The 21,903-nt window shown below is 44.5% G+C and carries 18 protein-coding genes and 1 pseudogene; 9 read left to right on the forward strand and 10 right to left on the reverse strand.

Features of this window, described 5'->3' with window-relative positions; translation table 11 throughout:
* Window positions 1-20: 20 nt before the first annotated feature.
* The 4 genes from MJZ25_00520 to MJZ25_00535 form a co-directional block, all read right to left on the reverse strand.
* The gene (locus MJZ25_00520) at window positions 21-1,244 is read right to left on the reverse strand and encodes a HAMP domain-containing histidine kinase (GenBank protein ID MCQ2122651.1); all 1,224 of its coding nucleotides are present in this window, start codon (window positions 1,242-1,244) and stop codon (window positions 21-23) included.
* Window positions 1,234-1,929, reverse strand: a complete 696-nt coding sequence (locus MJZ25_00525) for a response regulator transcription factor (GenBank protein ID MCQ2122652.1) — start codon at window positions 1,927-1,929, stop codon at window positions 1,234-1,236. The genes MJZ25_00520 and MJZ25_00525 overlap by 11 nt, the downstream gene beginning before the upstream one ends.
* A gap of 135 nt (window positions 1,930-2,064) precedes the next feature.
* Entirely contained in the window at window positions 2,065-3,171 is a 1,107-nt protein-coding gene (locus MJZ25_00530; protein MCQ2122653.1) for a restriction endonuclease, SacI family, read from the reverse strand.
* Window positions 3,172-3,173: 2 nt separating this feature from the next.
* Window positions 3,174-4,256 (reverse strand): DNA cytosine methyltransferase, encoded by a 1,083-nt coding sequence (locus MJZ25_00535; GenBank protein ID MCQ2122654.1) that lies wholly within the window; start codon window positions 4,254-4,256, stop codon window positions 3,174-3,176.
* 280 nt (window positions 4,257-4,536) lie between these two features.
* Between MJZ25_00535 and mgtA the strand changes: the two genes are divergently transcribed.
* From mgtA to MJZ25_00560, 5 genes are all read left to right on the forward strand, one after another.
* Window positions 4,537-7,230, forward strand: a complete 2,694-nt coding sequence (gene mgtA / locus MJZ25_00540; protein MCQ2122655.1) for a magnesium-translocating P-type ATPase — start codon at window positions 4,537-4,539, stop codon at window positions 7,228-7,230.
* Window positions 7,231-7,392: 162 nt separating this feature from the next.
* On the forward strand, window positions 7,393-7,719 hold the full coding sequence (locus MJZ25_00545) for a metalloregulator ArsR/SmtB family transcription factor (GenBank protein ID MCQ2122656.1): 327 nt from the start codon (window positions 7,393-7,395) through the stop codon (window positions 7,717-7,719).
* A 99-nt stretch (window positions 7,720-7,818) separates the two neighbouring features.
* Window positions 7,819-8,052, forward strand: coding sequence for a thioredoxin family protein (locus MJZ25_00550; GenBank protein MCQ2122657.1), 234 nt, complete (start codon window positions 7,819-7,821; stop codon window positions 8,050-8,052).
* A 12-nt stretch (window positions 8,053-8,064) separates the two neighbouring features.
* Window positions 8,065-9,066, forward strand: coding sequence for a permease (locus tag MJZ25_00555; protein ID MCQ2122658.1), 1,002 nt, complete (start codon window positions 8,065-8,067; stop codon window positions 9,064-9,066).
* Window positions 9,067-9,246: 180 nt separating this feature from the next.
* Window positions 9,247-10,062: an amidohydrolase gene (locus tag MJZ25_00560; protein MCQ2122659.1), complete on the forward strand. Its 816-nt coding sequence runs from the start codon at window positions 9,247-9,249 to the stop codon at window positions 10,060-10,062.
* Window positions 10,063-10,074: 12 nt separating this feature from the next.
* Here MJZ25_00560 and MJZ25_00565 read toward each other — a convergent pair.
* The 3 genes and pseudogenes from MJZ25_00565 to MJZ25_00575 all read right to left on the reverse strand — a co-directional run bounded on the left by MJZ25_00565 (window position 10,075) and on the right by MJZ25_00575 (window position 11,730).
* Window positions 10,075-10,251: pseudogene (locus MJZ25_00565) on the reverse strand (maltose O-acetyltransferase).
* Between the two features lie 386 nt (window positions 10,252-10,637).
* On the reverse strand, window positions 10,638-11,174 hold the full coding sequence (locus MJZ25_00570; protein ID MCQ2122660.1) for a flavodoxin family protein: 537 nt from the start codon (window positions 11,172-11,174) through the stop codon (window positions 10,638-10,640).
* A gap of 31 nt (window positions 11,175-11,205) precedes the next feature.
* Window positions 11,206-11,730 carry a hypothetical protein gene (locus tag MJZ25_00575; GenBank protein ID MCQ2122661.1) on the reverse strand — a complete coding sequence of 175 codons (525 nt, stop codon included), beginning with the start codon at window positions 11,728-11,730 and terminating at the stop codon, window positions 11,206-11,208.
* Between the two features lie 158 nt (window positions 11,731-11,888).
* Here MJZ25_00575 and MJZ25_00580 point away from each other — a divergent pair, with 158 nt between their 5' ends.
* A complete protein-coding gene (locus MJZ25_00580) occupies window positions 11,889-13,076 on the forward strand; it encodes an alpha/beta hydrolase (protein ID MCQ2122662.1) in 1,188 nt (395 codons plus the stop codon).
* Between the two features lie 108 nt (window positions 13,077-13,184).
* On the forward strand, window positions 13,185-14,126 hold the full coding sequence (locus MJZ25_00585; protein ID MCQ2122663.1) for an aldo/keto reductase: 942 nt from the start codon (window positions 13,185-13,187) through the stop codon (window positions 14,124-14,126).
* A 334-nt stretch (window positions 14,127-14,460) separates the two neighbouring features.
* Here the strand turns inward: MJZ25_00585 and MJZ25_00590 are convergent, their stop codons facing one another.
* Together MJZ25_00590 and MJZ25_00595 are read right to left on the reverse strand one after the other, a co-directional pair.
* A complete protein-coding gene (locus MJZ25_00590) occupies window positions 14,461-14,982 on the reverse strand; it encodes a GIY-YIG nuclease family protein (GenBank protein MCQ2122664.1) in 522 nt (173 codons plus the stop codon).
* A gap of 28 nt (window positions 14,983-15,010) precedes the next feature.
* Window positions 15,011-17,245, reverse strand: coding sequence for an ATP-binding protein (locus MJZ25_00595; GenBank protein ID MCQ2122665.1), 2,235 nt, complete (start codon window positions 17,243-17,245; stop codon window positions 15,011-15,013).
* Window positions 17,246-17,401: 156 nt separating this feature from the next.
* On the opposite strand from MJZ25_00595, the gene MJZ25_00600 reads away from it, so the two are divergent.
* Window positions 17,402-19,201: an N-6 DNA methylase gene (locus tag MJZ25_00600; protein MCQ2122666.1), complete on the forward strand. Its 1,800-nt coding sequence runs from the start codon at window positions 17,402-17,404 to the stop codon at window positions 19,199-19,201.
* A gap of 109 nt (window positions 19,202-19,310) precedes the next feature.
* Window positions 19,311-20,774, forward strand: a complete 1,464-nt coding sequence (locus MJZ25_00605; GenBank protein ID MCQ2122667.1) for a phospholipase D family protein — start codon at window positions 19,311-19,313, stop codon at window positions 20,772-20,774.
* Between the two features lie 91 nt (window positions 20,775-20,865).
* Here the strand turns inward: MJZ25_00605 and MJZ25_00610 are convergent, their stop codons facing one another.
* A complete protein-coding gene (locus MJZ25_00610) occupies window positions 20,866-21,846 on the reverse strand; it encodes an HNH endonuclease (GenBank protein MCQ2122668.1) in 981 nt (326 codons plus the stop codon).
* Window positions 21,847-21,903 lie beyond the last annotated feature (57 nt).

A 21,903-nucleotide genomic window follows, 5' to 3' on the forward strand; every position in this document is an offset into this window, starting at 1 on the left:
TAATAAAAATTTGCAAAGTCTTAAAACTTCACCGTAAATGTGGTGCCGTGGCCTTCTTTGGAAAGAACGTCAATGCTCGCCTTGTGCAGCACGAGAATGCGCTGGACAAGGGCCATGCCGATGCCGTGCCCGGATTCACTGTGAGAGGAGCCTCGGTAGAACAGCTTAAAAAGATTTTTCTGTTCGGTGGCGTTCATTCCGATACCTGAATCTTTAAAGTCAACGGTAAGGCCTTCATCAAGGTGTATCTTGATGTTGGATGTTTTATCCTGGGAATACTTGCAGTTGTTTTCAATTAGGTTTCTTAAGGCGAGACTAAGTAGATAGCGGTTGGCGTTTGTGCAAAGTTGCGATTCATCGCTAGGTTCGTTAGCAAAGGAAATGTTGATGCTATATTCCGGCTTGGCCCGCAGCAATTCGTCACGCACATCCATCAGCAATTCGTCGATACGGATGGATTCCATCTTGATTTGGGAAGCGTTGTATTCAGCGCGGGCCATATTTAAAAGCCCGATGATAGTGTCTGACATTCTGTGGGAATCGGCTAAAGCACGCTCCAGTCGGGCTTGATAATCGGCGGGAGTGCGTTCCTTTTGCAAGGCAAGCCCCAGTTCCCCCATGATGGCGGCCAACGGTGTGCGGAGCTCATGGGAAACATTACTCACGAACATCTTCTGTGAATTGAGAGCTCGTTCGATGGGACGGATAGTGACATTAGCCAGCAAGTATCCGATGGCGAACATGAACAATATGGATACCACGAATATGGAAATCAAGGTGTTCCGTAGAGCACGCATATTTTCTTGACCGTAGCCGTCAAAGGCCGCTGCGGTTACCACAAATCTATCCTTATATAAGATTCCCACAGCCTGATATCCGCCGGCAACATCAATATCCATTTCGCCGCGGCGCTTGATTTCGTCAATAATTTCTCTGGACTCCTTGACGATGTCGTGCTGGGCCGCATCGTGATAGAGCATTTCAAAATCTGTGGTATATACAGCAACTTCCACCTCATTAATGAACTGGCTGTTGTTCAGGTAGATATGCTGCATGGTTTCGGCATCCACGCGGTTTTCAAGAAACAGGTTTGCCTTGGTAATGGCCTCGGAACGCAGCGTGTTGCGGAATGCGTTGTGGCGGGAATGCTCGCTCACAAAATAGATGACGATAAGGCTCGTGATAAGAACCACAGACATGAACAAGGAGTACTTTAGTGTCAGTAAGAAACGCTTATTGTTCATGGCTTAAGAAAAATCCGAAACCCGGTTTAGTGTGAATCAGTTTTGTGTTGAAATCGTGATCGATTTTTCGGCGTAGATAGTTGATATAAACGTCAATAAAATTTGTGCCGGTATCAAAATCAATGTTCCAGACTTTCTGCTGGATTTCGGAACGGCTCACAACGCGTTCCGCATTTTCCATCAGGAAACGTAAAAGCGAAAATTCCCGAGGAGTCAGTTTTATCAAGTTCTCGCCCCTAAAGCATTCCTGTTTGTCCAGGTTTAATTTCAAATCACCGTACTGTAAAATGTTGACGGCTTCATTTGTGGATTGAACGTTTGTTCCCCGCCTTTTTAGAAGAACTCCAATTCTTGCCAGCAATTCCCTGAAATCAAAGGGCTTTGTCATGTAATCATCGGCACCGGCGTCAAAACCTTCCAGTTTGTCATCTGTGGTGCCCAGGGCGGTAAGCATTAGAATTGCAACTTCGGGCTGTACGCCCCGGATTTTTTTGCAAAGTTCAAGACCGCTTATTCCCGGCAGAATAATGTCGCTGACCACAAGATCTACGTTCCCGTTCTGGATGAGCCTTAAGGCCATTTCTCCGTCAAAGGCAAGCAGAGTGCTGTATCCGGCTTCTTCGATGCCGGAACGCAACAGGTTTGCTAACCGTAAATCGTCTTCAACTATTAAAATAGACTGCATGGGAACTACCGCGTAAAATATAGGACATTTCCCTTTGAATCGCGATTTGTGCGGAATTAGAAATTCATTAGAAAAATACTGTGGGCGTTGCCCTGGCGGTCCGACCCCATACGGGCTGCGGCCTAACGCGAATTACTAAAACAATTCATCCATATATTTTGACATATACTGATACACCCACATTTGAGCTTCAAGTGCACCAATTTTTTCAGCAGTCTCGCGAACAACACCTACAATATGCCCCGCATTTAATTCCATATTTTTTGATAAAGCTATGTCTATAAGAGAGTCTATTGAAACAACCCCGACATACATTCCTTTTTTCTCATAATCTTCGCGAGCTTTGTCAAAGTAAGTTGAAGGTTGTGAAGCGAAAGTAGATTGCCGTCCTGCAACAAAGATCAGTGATTTTGCTCCAGCTTTATGTGCTGTACTGGCTGCTCTATCAACATCTGAATCAGAAAACGGCTTGTCTTTTAGCTCCGTTCCAATAAAAGGTAAATCATTGCAAATAACATCCAAATCACTAAACTGACGTTTTGAGGTTCCTGACTGATTTACAGGGTGAGGCTCGATGCGAAATTCGTCACCAATATACAGTAGATGATAAAGTGCCGTTGCGGTTAAAACAAGCGAAGCTCCACCAAAACCTTGATTAAGAAGATCATTCAGAAAATGTCGAATCTGAAATACGCTCAGTTTATTTGATGCTTGCTCCAAAATTACTTGTTGAGCATCTAAAACAACTTTCTTATCTATCAATGCTGAGATGATGTAGTCTATACAATTGCAAGCGGTATCCTCGCTTTCAACTCTAACCAAGTTATCGCATAACAAGTGAAGAACTTCCATCGGTTTCCCCTTAGCGGCAGCATTTGATTTATCTAAACGTAAATATCTACCCGGCTTATTCACTAAAGGGTCGTTATTCGCTCCATCCAGAACATTTCCTAAAATCGTTTTTTGAAATGGATAGACCACTTTTGAGGCAAGGGATCTTGCATCAAAGGCTCCATTAGAGGAATCTCCTGCTTGCAACGATAAAATATCAATCCTTGAATCAATGGCTTTTGCCAGCAAGTTCGTTAACAAAATGTAACGATAAGTCAAGCAATTATCACTATTCAAAACAAAATCTATCGCGTCCTTAATCAAGCATGTTCTTACAGGAGAATTCAAACATCTTTTATAGGATTCGTGAAGTAAACGCGTCGCAGCCGATTTATCAATATCTATGGCCATGATTACCATCCCCAAAAGGCGTCTCGTACAGATTTTGCAACAGCTTCTGCAAAAAGGCAGGGAACCGCATTTCCTATTTGCTTATACTGTTTTGTTTTTGTTCCGCAAAATTTATAGCCAACAGGAAAGGTCTGAATTGCAGCGCATTCTTTTACCGTCAACCGACGAATTGTTGTTGGAATTTTTGATGACAATGGAGATACGGAACCATCAACCAATCCCGCATGATAATTAGCAAACCAGTTAGAGCGTTTTGAATCATGCAAAGCAAGTTCATCAACAATCGGAGTTTTATTTCCGCCCATAGAAGCCGGCAATGTAGGTGCAATATCATCAAGATCTATTGGGCGACCGGCGCCATTGACCAACATCCCTGCATATGGTGAACGCCGCATAACAGGATGTTTTGCCAAAGATATGTTTGCGGTACAGGTTTGGGGATTTTCTTTACTGCCGTATAAACCTGCCGATAAAATTACGGTTCGTGCAGATTTAGGTTTCTTTTTATGTGCTTCTAATTTTTCATAGAAACAATTAACATTGCCGATATTTTTTTTGACCCCAATGAAAATTACACGATCCCTTTTTTCTGGAACTCCATAATCCGATGTATGATGAACTTTAAAGGAAACGTCGTACCCAAGTTTTTCACCTCGCTCAACAATGCCTTTACGAACTTTTGCCCATTTATCCAAAATGCCCAAAGCGGCGACATTCTCCATAACAAAAACTTTCGGATGAGTTTTCTCAACAGCATCCAGAAAATACCAAACCATTTTAGAGCGTTCGTCGTTTGGGTCCATTTTTCCGGCAACAGAAAATCCTTGACAGGGAGGACCTCCAAAAAGGACATCGACGCCTTTAAATTTGGAAAGATCTGCGATATAATTTTTTACATCACCTTCAACCATAACATGAGAATGTGTAGGGCGATTTATACGCCATGCCTCTGCTGCATCGTGATCGAACTCATTTGCAAAAACAGAATTAAAGCCCGCTAATTCAAAACCGACATCCAATCCGCCTGCACCAGAAAACAAGCTAATGGCGGTCAATATATGTTTATGGTCGCTCTTTTTTTTCATATATATAAATATACATAAATCTAAACGCCAAAAAATGTCATTCAAAATGCATTAATGTCGCTAATACGATAAAAATATGAGATTGTGAAAAAAGTTCATCTTCTTCACTTGTTTCGCCGGGGGGAACGGCCTTATACTGCTCCCAATTTCAATTAGAATTTCATTAGAAAACTCTTAGAAAAATTTCTAATAAAAACCTAATTGTTCTATAAGGGGATTTTCGTGGAAGTGTCTCTATCTTTGCCGTGTCCAAAAACAAATTCAAAAAAGGTAGGACACGATGAAGAAACTTTTCAGATTTCGCAAGTCGCCTGCAAAGAGGGCTGTGTACAATAGCGAATATGCCCGCTATGTTTCCCACATTTCCTTGGAACAGGTCTATGATAAGTTGAAGGCTTCGAAGCAGGGGCTTTCCGAAGAAGTGGTGGCTCACCGTCAAAAGAAGTACGGCAAGAATGTCATTGAGCATGAAAAGCGTACGAATCCGACGAAACTGTTCATTTCTGCGTTCATTAATCCGTTCATCGGGATTTTGACTGTTCTGGTGATTATTTCCTTTGTTCTTGACGTGATGATGGCTGAGGCGGGAGAACAGGACTGGACAACGATCATCATCATTACCACGATGGTGGTGTTCTCTGCCATCTTGCGCTTTGTGCAGGAACTGAAGGCTGGCCGCAGTAGCGATGCGCTTTTGAAGATGGTAACCAACACCTGTTATGCGGAGCGCCCGGGTGGTGGCGAAATTCCTGTGGAGGAATTGGTGCCCGGTGACCTGATTTGGCTTTCTGCAGGCGATATGATTCCTGCGGACTTGCGCATTGTTGGTGCCAAGGACTTTTTTGTGAGCCAGTCCAGCTTGACCGGCGAAAGTGATAGTATCGAGAAGGTGCCTGACTTACGCATCCATACGGATAACGAGGAAGGCAACGGCTCTGTAATCGACTTGAACAACCTTGCCTTTATGGGTTCCAATGTGGTGAGCGGTACTGCTATCGGTATTGTGTTCGCTACGGGAAATTCCACATACCTGGGGACCATTGCAAAGTCCATTGCGGGTCATCGCGCTGAAACTGCCTTTGATAAGGGTATTTCGAAGGTCTCGCTTTTGCTGATCCGCTTTATGCTGGTGATGGTTCCTTTTGTATTCCTCGTGAACGGGATTACAAAGGGCGACTGGTTTGAGGCGTTTATTTTTGCAGTTTCCATTGCGGTGGGCCTGACTCCCGAAATGCTGCCCATGATTGTGACGGCGAACCTGGCCAAGGGTGCTGTTCGCATGTCCAAGAAGAAGGTGATTGTAAAGGACTTGAATGCTATCCAGAATTTCGGTGCAATGAATATTCTGTGCACCGACAAGACGGGAACTTTGACCCGCGACAAGGTGGAGCTGGTCCGTTATATCAATGCCGATGGCAAGGAAGACAAGGCCCGCCGCATTTTGCGTCACGCCTTCTTTAACAGCTATTTTTCAACGGGTATTAAGAACCTGATGGATAAGGCCATTGTGGAGCATGTTAACGAGCTGGGTAAGCCTTTGGATGTTCTTGTGGAAGATTACCAGAAGGTAGATGAAATTCCTTTTGACTTTACTCGCCGCAGGATGTCTGTGGTGGTGGAAGATAAGCAGGGCAAGCGCCAGATTATTACCAAGGGCGCTGTTGAAGAAATGATCAGCATTTGCTCCCACTGCGAACTGGACGGTCAGATTATTCCCATGACGGGTAACATGCATACCATGGCCATGAACATTGTTCATGAAATGAACCATAATGGAATGCGTGTGCTTGCCGTGGCACAGAAGTCCTTTGTTGAAAAGGCCGGCGAATTCTCCGTGGACGATGAACAGGAAATGGTGCTTATCGGGTACCTGGCTTTCCTGGATCCTCCCAAGGAATCTGCAGCCGCAGCCATTGAACAGTTGAACCAGTGTGGCGTGGAAGTGAAGGTGCTGAGCGGCGACAATGATGCGGTTGTGCGTACCATTGCAAAGCGGGTCGGCCTGAAGACTCCTGGTGGAAACGGTCGCGAGGAACTGCGTTGCATTACGGGGCCTGAATTTGAAAAGATGACAGATGAAGAAAAGGTTCTCGCCGTCAACTACAATCAGGTTTTTGCAAAGCTCACGCCTCACCAGAAAACGGAAATTATAAAGCTATTGCAAGACGCAGACAACACCGTGGGCTTCCTAGGTGATGGCATCAACGATGCCGCAGCACTACGCCAGTCTGATATCGGTATTTCTGTGGATTCCGCAGTGGATATTGCCAAGGAAAGTGCGGACATCATCTTGCTGGAAAAGGACCTGATGGTTCTTGAACAGGGTGTGCTTTCTGGCCGCGAAACTTTTGGCAATATCGTGAAGTACATCAAGATGACAGCTTCCTCGAATTTTGGGAACATGTTCTCGGTGTTGGCGGCCTCTGCGTTCTTGCCGTTCTTGCCCATGCTTTCCATTCATCTGATTGTGCAGAACTTGCTTTATGATATTTCCCAGACGGCAATTCCCTTTGACAGCATGGATAAGGAATTTTTGATGAAGCCCCGCAAATGGGATAGTTCAGATCTCTCCAGATTCATGATTTTCATTGGCCCCATTTCCAGTATTTTTGATATTGCGACTTATCTTTTGATGTGGTATGTTTTTGGCTGTCAGTCTCCCGAAGCCCAGACTCTTTTCCAGAGCGGATGGTTTATCGAAGGATTGCTCTCCCAGACTCTCATTGTCCACATGATTCGTACCCGCCGCATCCCGTTCTTCCAGAGCACTGCCGCAAAGCCTCTGATGATCATGACCATGGTCATTATGGCCATAGGCGTAGCCATTCCCTTCAGCCCCTTCGGCGCATACATCGGCCTTGTCCCGCTGCCCCTTAGCTATTTCCCCTGGCTCTTCGGCATTCTGGGCTGCTATTGTGTGCTGACCCAGCTGATAAAGACTTGGTACATCCGCCGTTTCGGCAAGTGGCTGTAAGCTGGAATGTTGAAAACGTAAAGCATAAATCGCGCGTAACGGCGCGAGAAATGTTGCGAGTAACGTCGCAAGTGATGTCGCAAAAAGGGAAGAACGGCAGAAATGTCGTTCTCCTCTTGTTTTTTGGAATGAATGTTCGTATATTTACGAACGGAGGTGAATATGGCAGAAAAAAAGTATTGTGAAGAAACCGAAAAACTGGCGAGAATTGCCAAGGCTCTTGCTCACCCCGCAAGGATTGCCATTGTGCAATTCCTGGCGAAGCAGGATACCTGCTACTTTGGGGATATTCACGAAGAACTGCCTATTGCCAAGGCGACTGTCAGCCAGCATTTGAAGGAACTGAAGGACGCGGGCTTGATCCAGGGCGAGATTGAAGCGCCGAAGGTTAAGTACTGCATTGATCGTGAAAACTGGAAGTTGGCAAAGGCGCTTTTCAAGGATTTCTTCAATATGGAACTTTGTAAAAAGAAATCCTGTTGTAAGTAGTCAAAATCCCTGCAAGGCAGGGATAAATTTTTAACCTTATTGTTCGTAGTTCTACGAATAACGAACATAAAAAGCGGAATAATTCGCAAAGGAAACAAAATGAAAAACATCAAGATTCTTGTCAGTGAATGCAAATGCAACCAGTCCTTCGCCGATTCCGTAGAGCGAATCGTCAAGGAAATGGAAATCGAGGCGACCGTTACTCGTATTGACGATATCGTTCAGATGATTCCCTACAATGTAATGTCTCTCCCTGCCTTGGTGGTGGATGAAAAAGTGGTGGCCAAGGGTAAAATCAACGATGACGAAATCCGCAAGGTGCTGAGTAAATAATCAAAGGTTTATATGATCCAGCAGTTTGCAGATTGGCTTATCTATGGCTTGTGTGGCCTGGATGCAGCTTCCCGTTTAGGGGCCGCGCTTGACTTTTTTGTGTACGATTCCATAAAGATTGTGCTGTTGCTTTTTGCCATCAGTTTCTTGATGGGAATTGTGAACGCCTATTTTCCGGTGGAGCGACTTCGCAATTTCTTGACGACTCATAAGCTGTTTGGTTTGCAGTATTTGCTGGCTGCACTTTTCGGGGCGGTAACTCCTTTTTGTTCCTGTTCCAGCATTCCGCTGTTTATCGGCTTTGTGAAAGGCGGAATACCACTGGGGGTGACATTTGCATTCCTGATCACTTCGCCTTTGGTCAATGAAGTTGCTGTGGCCATGCTTGCTGCAACATTCGGCTGGAAGGTGACTGTGATTTATGTGACCAGCGGAATTTTGATGGGGGCGGTTTTAGGAGCAATCCTTGGCAAATTTAAATTGGAGCGGTTGTTGAGCCCGTGGGTACGGCAGATTCAGGAAATGTCCGCTCAAATGGCTGCGGGTACCGACGCAAACCTGGGCGACGGCGAACCTAGCGAAGCCCCGCGTCCCACCATCTTCCAGCGCCTCCCAAGCATCGCACATGGATCCTTGAACATTGTCCGCGGCGTAATCCTCTATGTAATTATCGGTATCGGCATTGGTGCGGCCATGCATGGCTACGTGCCTACAGGATTTTTTGAGAATTTTCTTTCTTCGGAGCATTGGTACGCCGTTCCTCTGGCTGTGATTTTGGCGGTGCCCATGTATTCCAATGCGGCCGGCGTTGTGCCCATTATCGAGGTGCTGGTGGCCAAGGGCGTTGCCATTGGAACAGCCCTCTCCTTCATGATGGCGGTGGTGGGGCTTTCTCTACCTGAGGCCATGATGCTAAAGAAAGTCATGTCCCTAAAGCTTCTGCTGATTTTCTTCGGAACAGTTGCCCTGAGCATCATTGTGCTTGGACTGTTGTTTAATGGGGTTGGAGTATAAGCGGCAATTTTTTTTGCGTCTTACCCCTTGACCTTGAGTTAACTCTAGGTGTTATATTGGAGGGTATGAAAAAGCTTTTACTGAAAATCCTGCCAATCTTTATTCTTGCAAATATGACTTACGCTCAGAAGCCCATCGATACCCATTCCCCAGTGGAGTCTTGAAAAGCATATCAAGTTTATGGATGCCGCCGGCATACAGACTTCCGTTTTAACATTGCCTGCGCCGCAACCTTGGTTTGGTGACAGCGTTGAAAGCGCTCAGCTGATCCGCAAAATAAATGAGGAAATGGCTGAAGTGAAGGCTATACATAAAGGCCGATTCCTTTTCTGTGCCACCTTGCCATTGCCTGATGTCGATGCAGCTATTCGCGAAGCCATTTATGCTCTTGACACCTTGCACGCCGATGGTGTTAAGCTAGCCTCTAATAGCCGCGGGCTTTATTTGGGAGATCCCGCGCTTGACCCACTTATGAAGGTGCTGAATGAACGTGGGGCGGTTATCATTACCCACCCTCACAAGCCTTCTGCCGTAAATAAGGAATTGACTTCTGTTGTGCCGCTGGCTTCCTACGAATATCTGGCGGAAACCTCTCGGGCGGTGTTGAATATGGTGGGCCACAACATTACGGTTCGGTTCCCGAAGTTGAAAATCGTGGTGCCCCACTGCGGTTCTTTCTTGCCGCTGGCCGTGCCTCGCATGCAAAGCCTGATGCCCGTCATGAATAACGTTGGGTATTTGAAGGGCGTTGATATTGCCAAGAATTTGGAAGCTTTCTACTACGATTTGGCAGGGGCTGCAACTCCAGAAACCATTCGTGAACTTTTGACAATTACCACCCCCGACCATCTGCTTTATGGAACGGATTATCCCTACGTCGCAGAACCGGTTCTGATAAAGAACTTGTCTATTCTAAAGAAAAACCTGCAAGAAATTGTTCCTCAAAATGTAGAACAGGTCCTGTACAAAAATGCTCAGAGTTTGTTTGGGGAGTAAATCTCAATAACGTTATATTGTCTTAATCACTTTCGCAGGAACGCCGCCTACCACGGTTTTGGGGGCGACGTTTTTGTTTACTACGGCGCCTGCCGCAACAATGGCTCCGTCACCGATGGTAACGCCCGGGAGAATGGTTGCGTTGGAACCGATCCACACGTTTTTACCGATGTGGATGGGTTTGGGGTACATATCTCCGCGATGTTCCGGTTCGGGGGCGTGATTCAATGTGGCGAGAACGACGTTGTGACCGATGAGGGCACCGTCGTCGATGGTGATGCCACCTTGATCCTGGAATTTGCAGCCGGCGTTAATGAATACCCGTTTGCCGATTTTGATGTTTCTGCCGCAGTCCGTATTGAAGGGCGGGAACAGCCCGAAAGATTCATCGACAGGCTCGCCGATCAGCTCCGAAAACAGCTTGCGGATTTCGGCAGGCTCGTGATAGCCTGTGTTAATTTCCGCAGTGATTTTCAAGGCCCGCTGGGACATTTCGTGCATAAGCAAATGGGTTTCACTTCCTGCGATGATTCGCGCGCCGGAGACCATGACCTTCTTGAATTCTTCCAGAGTCATTAGACCTTAGATCCCTTCTTGTAGGCTTCGGCGAGAGCGACCTTGTTGCTTGCGGTTTCCTTGGGTTCGGAGGCGCTGGCGAAAACAGTTCCCTTCAGCTTGACGTTGTCGAAACAGGCAATCCAGCCTTTGATTCCGTTTATAGCGTTCTTTGGGGTGGTCTTTTCATTTTCGGCGGCGGTAGCCAGCAAGTAGATTTCGCGGAACTTGTATTCGCTAATGTAAAGGGAATTAGCGCGGTCCAGCATGGTCTTCAGCTGGCCGCACATTTCGTAGTAATAGATGGGCGTTGCGAAGACGATGACTTCGGCGTTCTTCATCTTTTCGGTGATTTCGTTGGCGTCGTCCTTGATGACGCACTTGCCCTTCTTTTGGCAGGCGAGGCAACCGCGACAGAATGCGATATTCTTGCCTTGCAGGGAAATGTATTCCACATCGTTACCGGCGTCCTTTGCGCCCTTGGCGAACTCTTTTGCAAGAATGTCGGAGTTGCTTCCCTTGCGGAGGCTAGAAGAAATAACAAGAACTTTTTTCATTTGCGTGTCTCCATAAAAAATGCTGAGCGAATTAAAGACTTTGGATTGTGATTTTCTTGGCGCCGGATTTCAGGGCGTCCTTTAAGCTGTCTGGATTTTCAAAAATTCCGATGTCGCTGTAGTTGTAGCCTGGATTGCTGAAGGTCTCGTAGAAAAAGACGAGGCAGTCGGAACCATAAACCTTGATGTCGCCTTTCTTGATGGTGTCGGGAACGAAGCTTGTTGTCTTGAAACCGGAATCCAAATAGACATAGTATTCGTTGCCGTGAAGTTCCGTCATGGAAATTGTTAGGGGAAGTTTTTCCTTGAAACTTTGCGCGGTGGCGTTGTCTGCTAGGGTGGCAATGAATTCTTGAGAGCCGATGGTGATTTTGATTTTGTTCATTTCAATTTTTACCGTCGAAGAACTGCTGGCTTGAACGGATTGTGCGTTGGACGAACTGGTTTTAGCAGCGATTTCATTTGAACCTTGTTCCGCGTTTGACCCGGAATCGGCGCAGGCATACAAAGGCAGAAGCAATAGGCCTGCAAAAATAAAATTCAACAAATTTTTCATGTCACAAATATAGCGTTGTTTTGTTGAAATAGCAAATACTTTGATTTTATATACTGTTATGCCTAAAAAGCATAGCAAAGTATAAAAATTAAGTATTTGCTTATTGTGATTTTCAGTTCTAAATTGTACCTTGCAAAAACATCTTCATAGGATTGAAAATGAATTTCAAGAAATCTTCCTTTGGTAAAATTGTTACCGCTGCCGCAGTAATCTCTGTGGCAACCGCTTTCACCGCCTGTTGCGACAAGAGTGACGCAACTCAGACTGCAAAGGCTGCAAACGCAACTATCAACTACTCCGCAAACGAGACCGCTATGGCACAGAACGAAAAATTGGAACTGACTCAAGAATGGGACAAGGTTTTCCCCAAGAGCGAAAAGGTGGATCACAAGAAGGTGACCTTCACCAATAACTTCGGCATCACCTTGGCTGCCGATATGTACATCCCGAAGGATGCAAGCCTTGCTGTAAATGGTAAGTTCCCGGCCATCGCTGTTTCTGGCCCCTTCGGCGCCGTGAAGGAACAGTCCAGCGGTCTCTACGCACAGACCATGGCAGAAAAGGGTTACTTGACCATCGCATTTGACCCCAGCTTTACTGGCGAAAGCAGCGGCATGCCCCGCCGCGTGGCTTCTCCGGATATCAACACCGAAGATTTCATGGCCGCTGTAGATTTTCTCGGTGCTCAGGAAAATGTGGATGCTGAACGCATCGGCATTATCGGTATTTGCGGTTGGGGTGGTATCGCCCTGAACGCCGCTGCCGCGGACACCCGCATCAAGGCAACTGTGGCAAGCACCATGTACGACATGACCCGCGTGGGTGGCAACGGTTACTTCGATTCTGCTGACAATGAAGAAGCCCGTTACGAAGGCCGCAAGGCTCTCGCAGCCCAGCGCGTAAAGGATCGCGCCGCAGGTTCCTATCTTCGTGCCGGTGGCGTTGTGGACCCGCTTCCGGATGATGCGCCCTACTTCGTGAAGGATTACTACGCTTATTACAAGACTCCTCGTGGTTACCACAAGCGTTCTGGAAACTCCAACGATGGTTGGAATGCAACAGGCACCCAGGCTTATGCCAACGCCCGATTCCTCCGTTACACCAACGAAATTCGCTCCGCAGTTCTCGTGATGCACGGCGACAAGGCTCATTCCTTCTACTTCGGCAAGGATGCTTACAAGTACATGGTTGAAGGCAATCCCGCTGCAGGCATCAAGGCAAATCCGAATCCTTCCAACAAGGAACTTTTGGTGATTCCTGGCGCATCTCACGTGGATCTTTACGACAACATGGAAAAGATTCCTTTCGCAAAGCTTGACGAATTCTTCAAGACTAACTTGAAGTAATTAGCGGGTTGCTGCGAAAATGCATTCTGAAAGAAGGTGGTTCGCTACCTTCTTTTTTTATAAAAAATGATTTGACATTGAGTTAACTCTAGGTGTTAAATTATGAATATGAAAAACCTCCTTTCAAGTTTTCTTGTGGCGTCGGTGACGTTTTTGCTGGGTTGCTCCAGCGAAAGTGTTGCTGCAAAAACTGCGGAAAATGAAACTCAGGTCAGCGGAGGTGAATCTGTGACCGTTGCAAATACAATCAAGTTGAATAGTGGCTACTCTATGCCGGTTCTTGGTCTTGGAACCTGGACTATGAGCAATTCCTTTGCATCGGATGCTGTTTATGAAGCAATCAAGATGGGCTATCGTCTTTTTGATACGGCGGAATATTACGGCAACGAGAAGGGCGTTGGGGAAGGTGTTCGCCGTGCTATTAAGGATGGCCTTGTAAAGCGCGAAGATGTTTTCGTGACTACCAAGGTGATGCCTGGCTATTACCGCAATCCGGAAAAGGCTATTGACGAATCCAATGAAACATTGGGCCTGGGTTACATCGACTTGATGCTAGTGCATCAGTCGGGGCCCAATGACGACGGCGTCTATAAGGCTTTGGAACACGGCGTTGCCGCAGGGAAAATTCGATCCATTGGAATTTCCAATTACTATACGGCGGAAGAATTTGAGCGTGTGACCGCAGGTGCAAAAATCAAGCCCGCTGTTGTGCAGAACGAAAATCATCCGCTGTACCAGAATACGGAATTCCAGAAATATGTAGCCAAGTACGGTACCGTTGTGGAATCCTACTATCCACTCGGCGGTCGCGGGAATACCCAGAAAATTCTTGGCAATTCTACGCTGAAAGAAATCGCAAAAGCACACGGAAAGACCGCGGCTCAGGTGGATTTGCGCTGGCATATTCAGGCTGGCTACATCACCATTCCGGGAATCGATTCCTTGAAATATCTGGAAGAGAATTTCAACCTTTTTGACTTTGAATTGACTACTGAAGAAATGAAGAAGATTGGCGGAATGGATACGGGTCGCCGATTTGAAAACTGGTGATCTTGTTATTTATTCCAGTTCCTGCTTCAACATTTCTAGGAAGAGCGCTGCCGGCTTACTGAAGGCAGCGTTCTTTTTATAGAGGGTAAATGCGACATGAAAAGCCTAGAGTAATTACGAAGTCGTAAGTTGACCCATAGAAATCTCGAAATGCAAATGGAGTTGATTGCTTTGGGCTGATTCATCCAAAAGTGGCGTAAAGTGGATAATTTATTTTCAATAACCAATCAGTAAGTGGGTGATAGTGGACATTTTCCTGATTCAGTGGAAAAATGTGGGGATTTTTAAGGATAATCAGAATACAAAAACGCCACCCTTATGGGTGGCGATTATCTTATTTTAATTTATTGACGTAGTATTCTCGCTTGTCCAGCGTCACCTGCTCCCACCTTTCATCAATGGTGAACTTCATTTCCAGGAGATTGGCAGAACATCCCATCGCCCTGATAAGCAGGGCCTCCACATCCTTGATGGATTCATTTGTATCGCCCTGCTTGACTTTTGCGATATTGGTCTGCACATTGATAATACCCTCCTTGTTCGCTTTTGTGGAACAGACCTTCTTGAAACCGAACCAGGAAAAACGATCCCAGTTGTCCTTGTGTTCGTCGTAGGTGTGTTCCTTGAGCCTTTTACCTAGTCCGCGAAATTCGCTTTCGGCATTGGCGAGTCCTACGTAGTACGGGCCATAAGGTCCATAGAGAATGTAGATACCCTGCTGAAATTGAAAGTCGGCAACTTTGAGCGTATTCCTTGTTGCGCCTCGTCTTCCGAGAAGCTCGAACTTGTTGCCTGTACCAGGTGTCCAGACGACTTCGTCTCTGCGCCAGAAAAGTCCGTAGTTCAGTATTTCCATAAGGATACTCCTGTTTAAGTTGAATGTTCTAAAATCCCATTTTCCGATTTGCAGTAGAACCCGGTTTTTGCGCCACTTCCTCTAGCAAAGCTGCGGCTACACGGTCAGATGTCAATGTCGTAGGATCCATGTATTTCAAGGTTCCGTAGACGGCGTTGAAATCACCAGGGGCGAGCATGGTTTGTTCCTGAATTCGTCTAGGGCATTCCAGGTTCGGGAAGAAGCAGTTCCATACTTCAGCGATTCCTTTCGGCTTCATGTAGTTGAATTTCAACTTCATGGCAAAACGGCGGCGGCAGGCATTATCCAGCACATCATTAAAGTTGGTGGCGGCGATAAAAACTCCCTTGAAATTTTCCATCTGAGTCAAGAGTTCGTTCACCCTTGACACTTCAAAGGATTGCAGAGCGCTTTCACGATTTCTCAGCAGGCTGTCTGCTTCGTCTAAGAAAAGAACAGCCTTCTTTTGTTCCGCCTCGCGGAACATTTTGCGGATATTTTTCTCAGTTTCCCCAACAAACATGCTTTCCAAATCACTGACTCTCTTGACGAGAAGTTTACGGTTCAGCTCCCTGGCGATGTACTTGGCGTATTCCGTCTTGCCGGTACCCGGCGGACCATAGAACAACATGTTCAAGGATTCTGCAGAATCACATTCCTTGAGCGTCGTCCATTTCACATCAAAGGCACGAATCACTTTCCAGATCTCATCTTGATTTCCGTCAATGTTCAGAACGTCCTTGGAATATCTGGGCGCATGGCTTGCGGAGTCTCGCTTTCCGTATTCCAACGGAATGCCGATAAGATTTGCCTGAGCCGTGGCCATCTGGCGAATAATCTCTGTTGCATTCAGCTCGGAACCCGATTTTCGAAGTTCCTTCGCAAAGCAAATTGCCTGAGTAACACCGCCCGCAGTAATTGGAATTTCCTTGGAAATACTGACCATTTCCTCGTGGCTCAAAAGCTCTTGAGCGTCATGCTTTTTGATTACGGATTCCCAGATTTCAACACGCCGTTCAGCATCCAGTCTTTCAAAACAAATGGAGAAATCAAATCGTCTAAGGGTACTGTCTTCGATACCTCTTATTTCATTGCTGATCCAAATAACCGGAACCTTGATCTGCTCAAGAAAGAAATTCAGCGCACCCTTCTCGCAAAAGTTCAAGATGTAATCGGCTTCATCTACCAAGAGGATTACCTTATCGTTCCGAAACTTGTACGCGGCAAACAGGACGCTTTCCATTCGTTCAAAAATACCCGAGTCGCTGTTGTTTCCACGATGAGAACCTCGCGTGCTAAAATTGGTGAGAATGAGAGGGCGATTCAGCTCGCGGGCAATAGACTTTGCCAGCTCAGTTTTGCCGGTTCCTTCCACACCGTACAGGAAAACGTTCATTCCCTCACCTGGCTTTGCATGCTTGAGCATTTCAAACATGATGTCGACTTCTTTGCGGTCTCTCTTCAGCTGAGCGTATTCAACACAGTCGCCCTTATAGACTCTGTAGTAACAATCCTCGATATTTTCCCCTTCGCGACCATCTAAAAAATTCTGAATCCTGCCACTCAACGTCAGATTGTCATAATGGTCATTGATCAGAATTTTCATGCGCATCATGGTGGACGTTGGGGCGATAGCCTGTTCCAATTCCTTGCCATATTCCGGGAAAAGCTTCTTGATAAAAATGAGAGACGTTTCTTGTTCGTTCTTGTCACAAGTTCCACGGATATCATTGAGAATGGACTTGTCTTTAGTCCAAAGGTAAAGAAGCAATTCTCCTTCCAAATCCGTCAGGTCAAAGGCCTTCTTGATTTTATTGAAACGCTTGACAAAAGGGTCTCTTGGAGCGACACCCTTTTGGACAATTTTCAGGTACAGTTCCACAATGGAATCGTATATGAACTTTTTGCGGGAGGCCCTCAAGTCTTCAAATACATTTTGACTGTAACGGCATAAGTCATCCATGTTCATGGAGACCAAGGCGTCCTTCAGTTCATCATAGTAGCGCGCGAAACTATCCCGTTCGTCTTTACTCAATTTTTTACGCTCTTGATCCACTTCTTTCAATATGAGGCGGGCGATGGATTTGGCGCCCTGATCCGGCAAAATTTCCAAGGGCTCGTGTATAGACATAGCAGGACCATACTTGAGCCGACGAGCCCAATATTCAAAGCCCTTCACCATGTAGAGGCTTCTGTAATCAGTACCTTTGAGACCACCCTTCCTGATGGTATCGGCAACCTGCTTGAAATATTCCTTCTTCATTTTGGACCTCTTTTTTGCCTATTTGAAATTTTTACTGGGAAAATTTCAATCCATTATCTATATTTTAGGTATTGCTTTACCTAATTTTAAATATAAGTAAATTTTCTGTCATAATCTGACATTATAAATCGTTTTTTAGAGAAAAAAGAGGCAAAAATGGGACAAAAGGACGTCAAAAAGTTGGTTCGCGACCTTCAGAATGCGGCAAAAAAGATTTCTTCCGGCAACGAGACCTATTTTGCGGCGGCATTCATGGCCTTTATGCTGCGTGAAAATCGCAACTACAACAGGTTCCTTTTGCCATACGACGCCTTTGAACCGCCCAAGGACGCCCCGCAGGATGTCGTTGCAGCAGCAAAGAACTTTAATATTGCCCCAGTCTGGCAGGAGTTCCAAGACTCGTTCTCGGAATACTTCTGCGAAGATTACGAGAACGCCATTCATTTCATTGGAGAAAATTACAGTAAATCAGTTTCTGCGCCAGCAACACCGAAATCTGTTTCGGATTTGGCGATTGCTTTGTTGGATGTAAAGTCTAATGATTGCGTCATTGATATCGGTAGCGGATGCGGCAATTTTCTTACCCAGGCAAGTGTGAAACGTGACGTTGAACTTTGCGGAATCGAAAAGGATTCCTACGCTCACCTCATTTCCCTTTTACGACTGTATGTTTCTGGCGTCAGAAATTTTGAGAAGATAATTTCAGACGATGCTTTCAAGTGGCACCTTCCGGGATTTGACAAAGGAGGCCGACTGGGCCGGGCGTATCGCGTCTATAAGAATCCACGCAAGATATTTGCCAACTATCCGTTTGCCGCCCGCGCAAAGGCTCTGGGTGATAACGCCACAAAATTCGCATGGGAACTGAAAAGGCAACTGGGACTTTCTCAGGACATTTATTCCGCGGATTGGATGTATAACGGCCTTGCCTGCATCATGATGGGGTTCCCAGGAATGGCCGTAACCGTGATGGGAGCAGGTAGTGCCTGGAAACAAAACGACGCTATCGTACGAGAGACTTTTGTAAAAAAGGACCTGATTGATGCTGTCATCGAACTGCCTCCCAAAATTTTACCAGGGACTGCCGCTGATTTGTGCATGATAGTATTCAAGCCCTGTTCCAAAGGAGTAAAGCTGATTGATGCCCGCAGCGAGGGAATTATCGGCCGTAGAGAAACTGTCCTTAATGAAGTGATGATCGACCGCATCATGGATCTTTACAAAAATACAGAACCCACTACTGCGGAGGATTTGAAGAAAGCAAATTATTGCCTGATTGCAAGCCGATTTGAGGCTGAAAAAAACGCCATCGGCACAAACGTCGAGAACATGCCCCCCAAAAAAGGCTATGCAACAAGAGTGCTGGGTAATTTCTGCCAACTGAAACGCGGCGCCATGATTTCATCAGAAGAATTGGACGAAGCCTTGTGCAAAAAAAGTGTAGGTTTCCGCTATATGGTTCCTAGCAACATTGTCAATGGCGAAGTCGCGCAGAACTTGCCCTTCATTGACCCGTACCTTCTGAAACGGAGAGTCAATTTAAACCTGTACTGTGCAAAGCCTCAAAACATCGTGATGACAAAGAATGGGTTCCCTTGCCGATTGGCTGTAATCCCTAATGATTCTCAGGATACCGCACCAGATCGGATTCTTGTGAACAACAACCTCTTCATTATCAATGTGGACGGAACCGTTGCGGATTCGGAATATGTGAAGCTATTCTTGGAAAGTTCTCGCGGCCAGTCACTCATCAAGAACAGTATGGTGGGTGGCAATGTGCAGACCATCGACCAAAAGGCATTCCTGAATATTGTGATTCCGTTACCCTCGCTGGACAAGCAAAAAGCATTCGTCAAAAAACACAACGCCACTCAAGCCCAAGTCAAGAAAATCCGCCAGCAACTAGAAGAGGCCTTGAGTAAGGCCTCTGTGGAGTTGGATGAGGAGATGGGGTGAGAGGGAGAATAAAAAAAAGAATTTGTTTACGCACAATTGCTTGAATTGATTTAAATTGGAAAAGTAAAGTTAAAAAACAGAAGAATCCTATTGAAGGGAGTGAACAAAGATGAAATTCTTATCTACGGGCAAATGCTTTAAGGACAATAAAAAGCCTACTAAGGTAGGATATTTGGGGAAAAGAACAATTGAAGCTTCTGGAAAACTTCAAAAACTCATAATAGTGTCCGCATATACAGATGCAGCTCTTATAAACAAAGCTATATCTTGGTTTGGCAAAGAGCGTGATTGTCGTGGTCGAGGGCATATTGCAATATATCTTGATGCTGACTCTAGTCGTTATTACTCTTCTTCAAAAGAAAAAACACGTCTTAATGAACTTGCAAGAATGATCAAACAAAGATTTGATAAGAATAGTGGAATTTACTTAGTAAATTGTTCGGCATTATTTCACTCTAAATTCATATTAAGCGAATCAACTACACATTGTCAAGTTGTTTTAGGATCTATCAATTTTACAAGCCGAGCTTTTGAAAAAAACGAGGAAATAGCATTATCTTATTGTTGGTCAAAAAAGCCAAGTCATCCTACTGAAGAAGCTTTGAAAAATAAATTGGAAAGTTATATAGGAGCGTTAGATTGTTCAAAGATCCCCAATAGCACTGAAAAAAAGAAGATTTTCTCAGTACGAAGTCAACTGTTAAACGGATCGTTGTATAACGAGTTAAAAGAACAAGCTTCGTTCAGATTTGATTTGCATCTGCCAGACGAGTATTTGAGTTACTTGAACGCGAAAAGAAAGAAAAATGATGACATTCCCCTTGACATAAAAACATCGGGTTCTGTATCACTGGAATATCTTCTTCAAATTGCAGGGATTGAAACGAAATTTTACGAAAAAAATGTTTCTCGTGGACGAAAAAATTGGAAAAATTACGCTATAGAAACCTGTTTTGGTTTTTGGGTGCCAAACGGATACAAATCCTCCGCTGTTGAAATTGATATTGGAAAATTCGCTAATCAAAAAAAGAATAAGCTAAATGATCTTTATTCTAAAGTCAATACTAATAAGGAAAAATTAGTTGATTCTTTCATGAATTTGATGGAAAAAATAAAGGAAGATAGAAAACAGTATTTTAAAAATTCGATTGGCATAAATGGAGAATACTCGCCACATAACGAAAATGACAACTGGATATACGACAGAGAACCAAGTACGTCCATTCAAAAAGATGTGAGTGATTGGATCAAAGGAATTACAAATAAGATAAATCCTAGTAATAAAAGATATAAGGATTATCAACAACGTTTGTGTCGAGGTGTTTCAGTAGTAAATGTTCCTGATGTATGGACGGAAGATCCCTTGTCTACAGAAGAATTTGAAAGCTCTCTTTACGATTCCATAAAATACTATTTATCTGTAAAAGACAAGGTTGTAAAAAAAATATGTTCAGTCATTGACGGCAAAATAAAAGAGACAATGCCTGACTATCTCGCCAGCAAACTGACTCAAACACAAATTCTTGAGGCTTTCAGTAATGCGAGTTTTTTGATAGAGGAAGAAAAAAAATAGAGCGCTCTTTTTACTTTTTGATGAACTGTTGAATAACTGATGTCAAAAACAAAAACGCAGCTCTAAAGGGCTGCGTTTTTGAGTTAGCGGATTATTTTTCCCTATCTTGCCACACATTTTTCCTATGATAGGACATGAATCGTTTCTGATTAGCGTTAAGCTTTTTTCTTAGTTTTAAATCTTTTGATAATCCAAGGATTTCCCAATCTTTTTTCTTCACCTTTTTAGAAATTTTGATTGTTCCGTTATCTTCAAAAGTTATTAATCCCTTATCAAAAAGAGCGTCAAAATTAGCCGTAAGAATCAATCCATTATCTGGAGAAATTCTGTCTTTAGCGGTATCGCATTTCTTCCATGGTTTTGCATGACTTGCAATTAAAACGCCCTTTGTTGTGCAACTAGAGACGGCACAAGCGTTATCCCATTTTTTCATTAAATCATCTTTGTATTTTCCATGACCAACTCGAGCATCAATAACAGCTTTTCGAGTCGTGTCATCCAAAATGGTCTCATCAAGAGACGGAAGGAATGTTTCAAAAAAATTCTTTATAGCACAAATTGCACCATCTTTTTTTATATCAAAATAGTACGAAAGGTATCCCCAATTATTTTTTCCAACACTCAGTTTCTTTATTTCTTCATTTTCCAAGCACAAGGCAACCCTTCGACAAACATTTCCGTTTTCATTTTCGGTTGTATATTCAGCAATCAAAGTATTGAAATTATCGATTTTGTATGTTTCAATTTCTGTGCTAAATAAACAAACGGGAATAGATCTATCTGTCGCATATCTCAAAAAATCTTCAGATTTCATTTTTTCAGTGAAGTCAACAGCAAAACAATATCTTATCCCGCCTTCTTCTTTTGGCTTGCAAGAGTCAACCCACAATTCCACGGGATATTCTTTTCCCTTTATTTTTATGCAGTCCAATTCAACAAACTGATACTTGTCGCCGTCTTCACCTTCGCCAAAAGAATTGAAAGGGTATTTTGTGCATCCAACTTCTAGTAATTCGTCCTCATACATTTTTACAAATTTTTTGAGCGCCTCGTTAAGTTCTTTTGCGGACATAATGATCTCCTTTATTTTCAATTAATATAAACTTTTTTCAAGAAAAGATTAAATGTC

The sequence above is a fragment of the Fibrobacter sp. genome (genome assembly GCA_024399065.1).
In the GTDB taxonomy this organism is placed as follows: domain Bacteria; phylum Fibrobacterota; class Fibrobacteria; order Fibrobacterales; family Fibrobacteraceae; genus Fibrobacter.

Bases quoted from the DNA above. Each gene is read 5' to 3' on its own strand.
- MJZ25_00520 (MCQ2122651.1), bottom strand. From the start codon at position 1,244: ATGAACAATAAGCGTTTCTTACTGACACTAAAGTACTCCTTGTTCATG.
- MJZ25_00525 (MCQ2122652.1), bottom strand. From the start codon at position 1,929: ATGCAGTCTATTTTAATAGTTGAAGACGATTTACGGTTAGCAAACCTG.
- MJZ25_00530 (MCQ2122653.1), bottom strand. From the start codon at position 3,171: ATGGCCATAGATATTGATAAATCGGCTGCGACGCGTTTACTTCACGAA.
- MJZ25_00535 (MCQ2122654.1), bottom strand. From the start codon at position 4,256: ATGAAAAAAAAGAGCGACCATAAACATATATTGACCGCCATTAGCTTG.
- mgtA (MCQ2122655.1), top strand. From the start codon at position 4,537: ATGAAGAAACTTTTCAGATTTCGCAAGTCGCCTGCAAAGAGGGCTGTG.
- MJZ25_00545 (MCQ2122656.1), top strand. From the start codon at position 7,393: ATGGCAGAAAAAAAGTATTGTGAAGAAACCGAAAAACTGGCGAGAATT.
- MJZ25_00550 (MCQ2122657.1), top strand. From the start codon at position 7,819: ATGAAAAACATCAAGATTCTTGTCAGTGAATGCAAATGCAACCAGTCC.
- MJZ25_00555 (MCQ2122658.1), top strand. From the start codon at position 8,065: ATGATCCAGCAGTTTGCAGATTGGCTTATCTATGGCTTGTGTGGCCTG.
- MJZ25_00560 (MCQ2122659.1), top strand. From the start codon at position 9,247: ATGGATGCCGCCGGCATACAGACTTCCGTTTTAACATTGCCTGCGCCG.
- MJZ25_00570 (MCQ2122660.1), bottom strand. From the start codon at position 11,174: ATGAAAAAAGTTCTTGTTATTTCTTCTAGCCTCCGCAAGGGAAGCAAC.
- MJZ25_00575 (MCQ2122661.1), bottom strand. From the start codon at position 11,730: ATGAAAAATTTGTTGAATTTTATTTTTGCAGGCCTATTGCTTCTGCCT.
- MJZ25_00580 (MCQ2122662.1), top strand. From the start codon at position 11,889: ATGAATTTCAAGAAATCTTCCTTTGGTAAAATTGTTACCGCTGCCGCA.
- MJZ25_00585 (MCQ2122663.1), top strand. From the start codon at position 13,185: ATGAAAAACCTCCTTTCAAGTTTTCTTGTGGCGTCGGTGACGTTTTTG.
- MJZ25_00590 (MCQ2122664.1), bottom strand. From the start codon at position 14,982: ATGGAAATACTGAACTACGGACTTTTCTGGCGCAGAGACGAAGTCGTC.
- MJZ25_00595 (MCQ2122665.1), bottom strand. From the start codon at position 17,245: ATGAAGAAGGAATATTTCAAGCAGGTTGCCGATACCATCAGGAAGGGT.
- MJZ25_00600 (MCQ2122666.1), top strand. From the start codon at position 17,402: ATGGGACAAAAGGACGTCAAAAAGTTGGTTCGCGACCTTCAGAATGCG.
- MJZ25_00605 (MCQ2122667.1), top strand. From the start codon at position 19,311: ATGAAATTCTTATCTACGGGCAAATGCTTTAAGGACAATAAAAAGCCT.
- MJZ25_00610 (MCQ2122668.1), bottom strand. From the start codon at position 21,846: ATGTCCGCAAAAGAACTTAACGAGGCGCTCAAAAAATTTGTAAAAATG.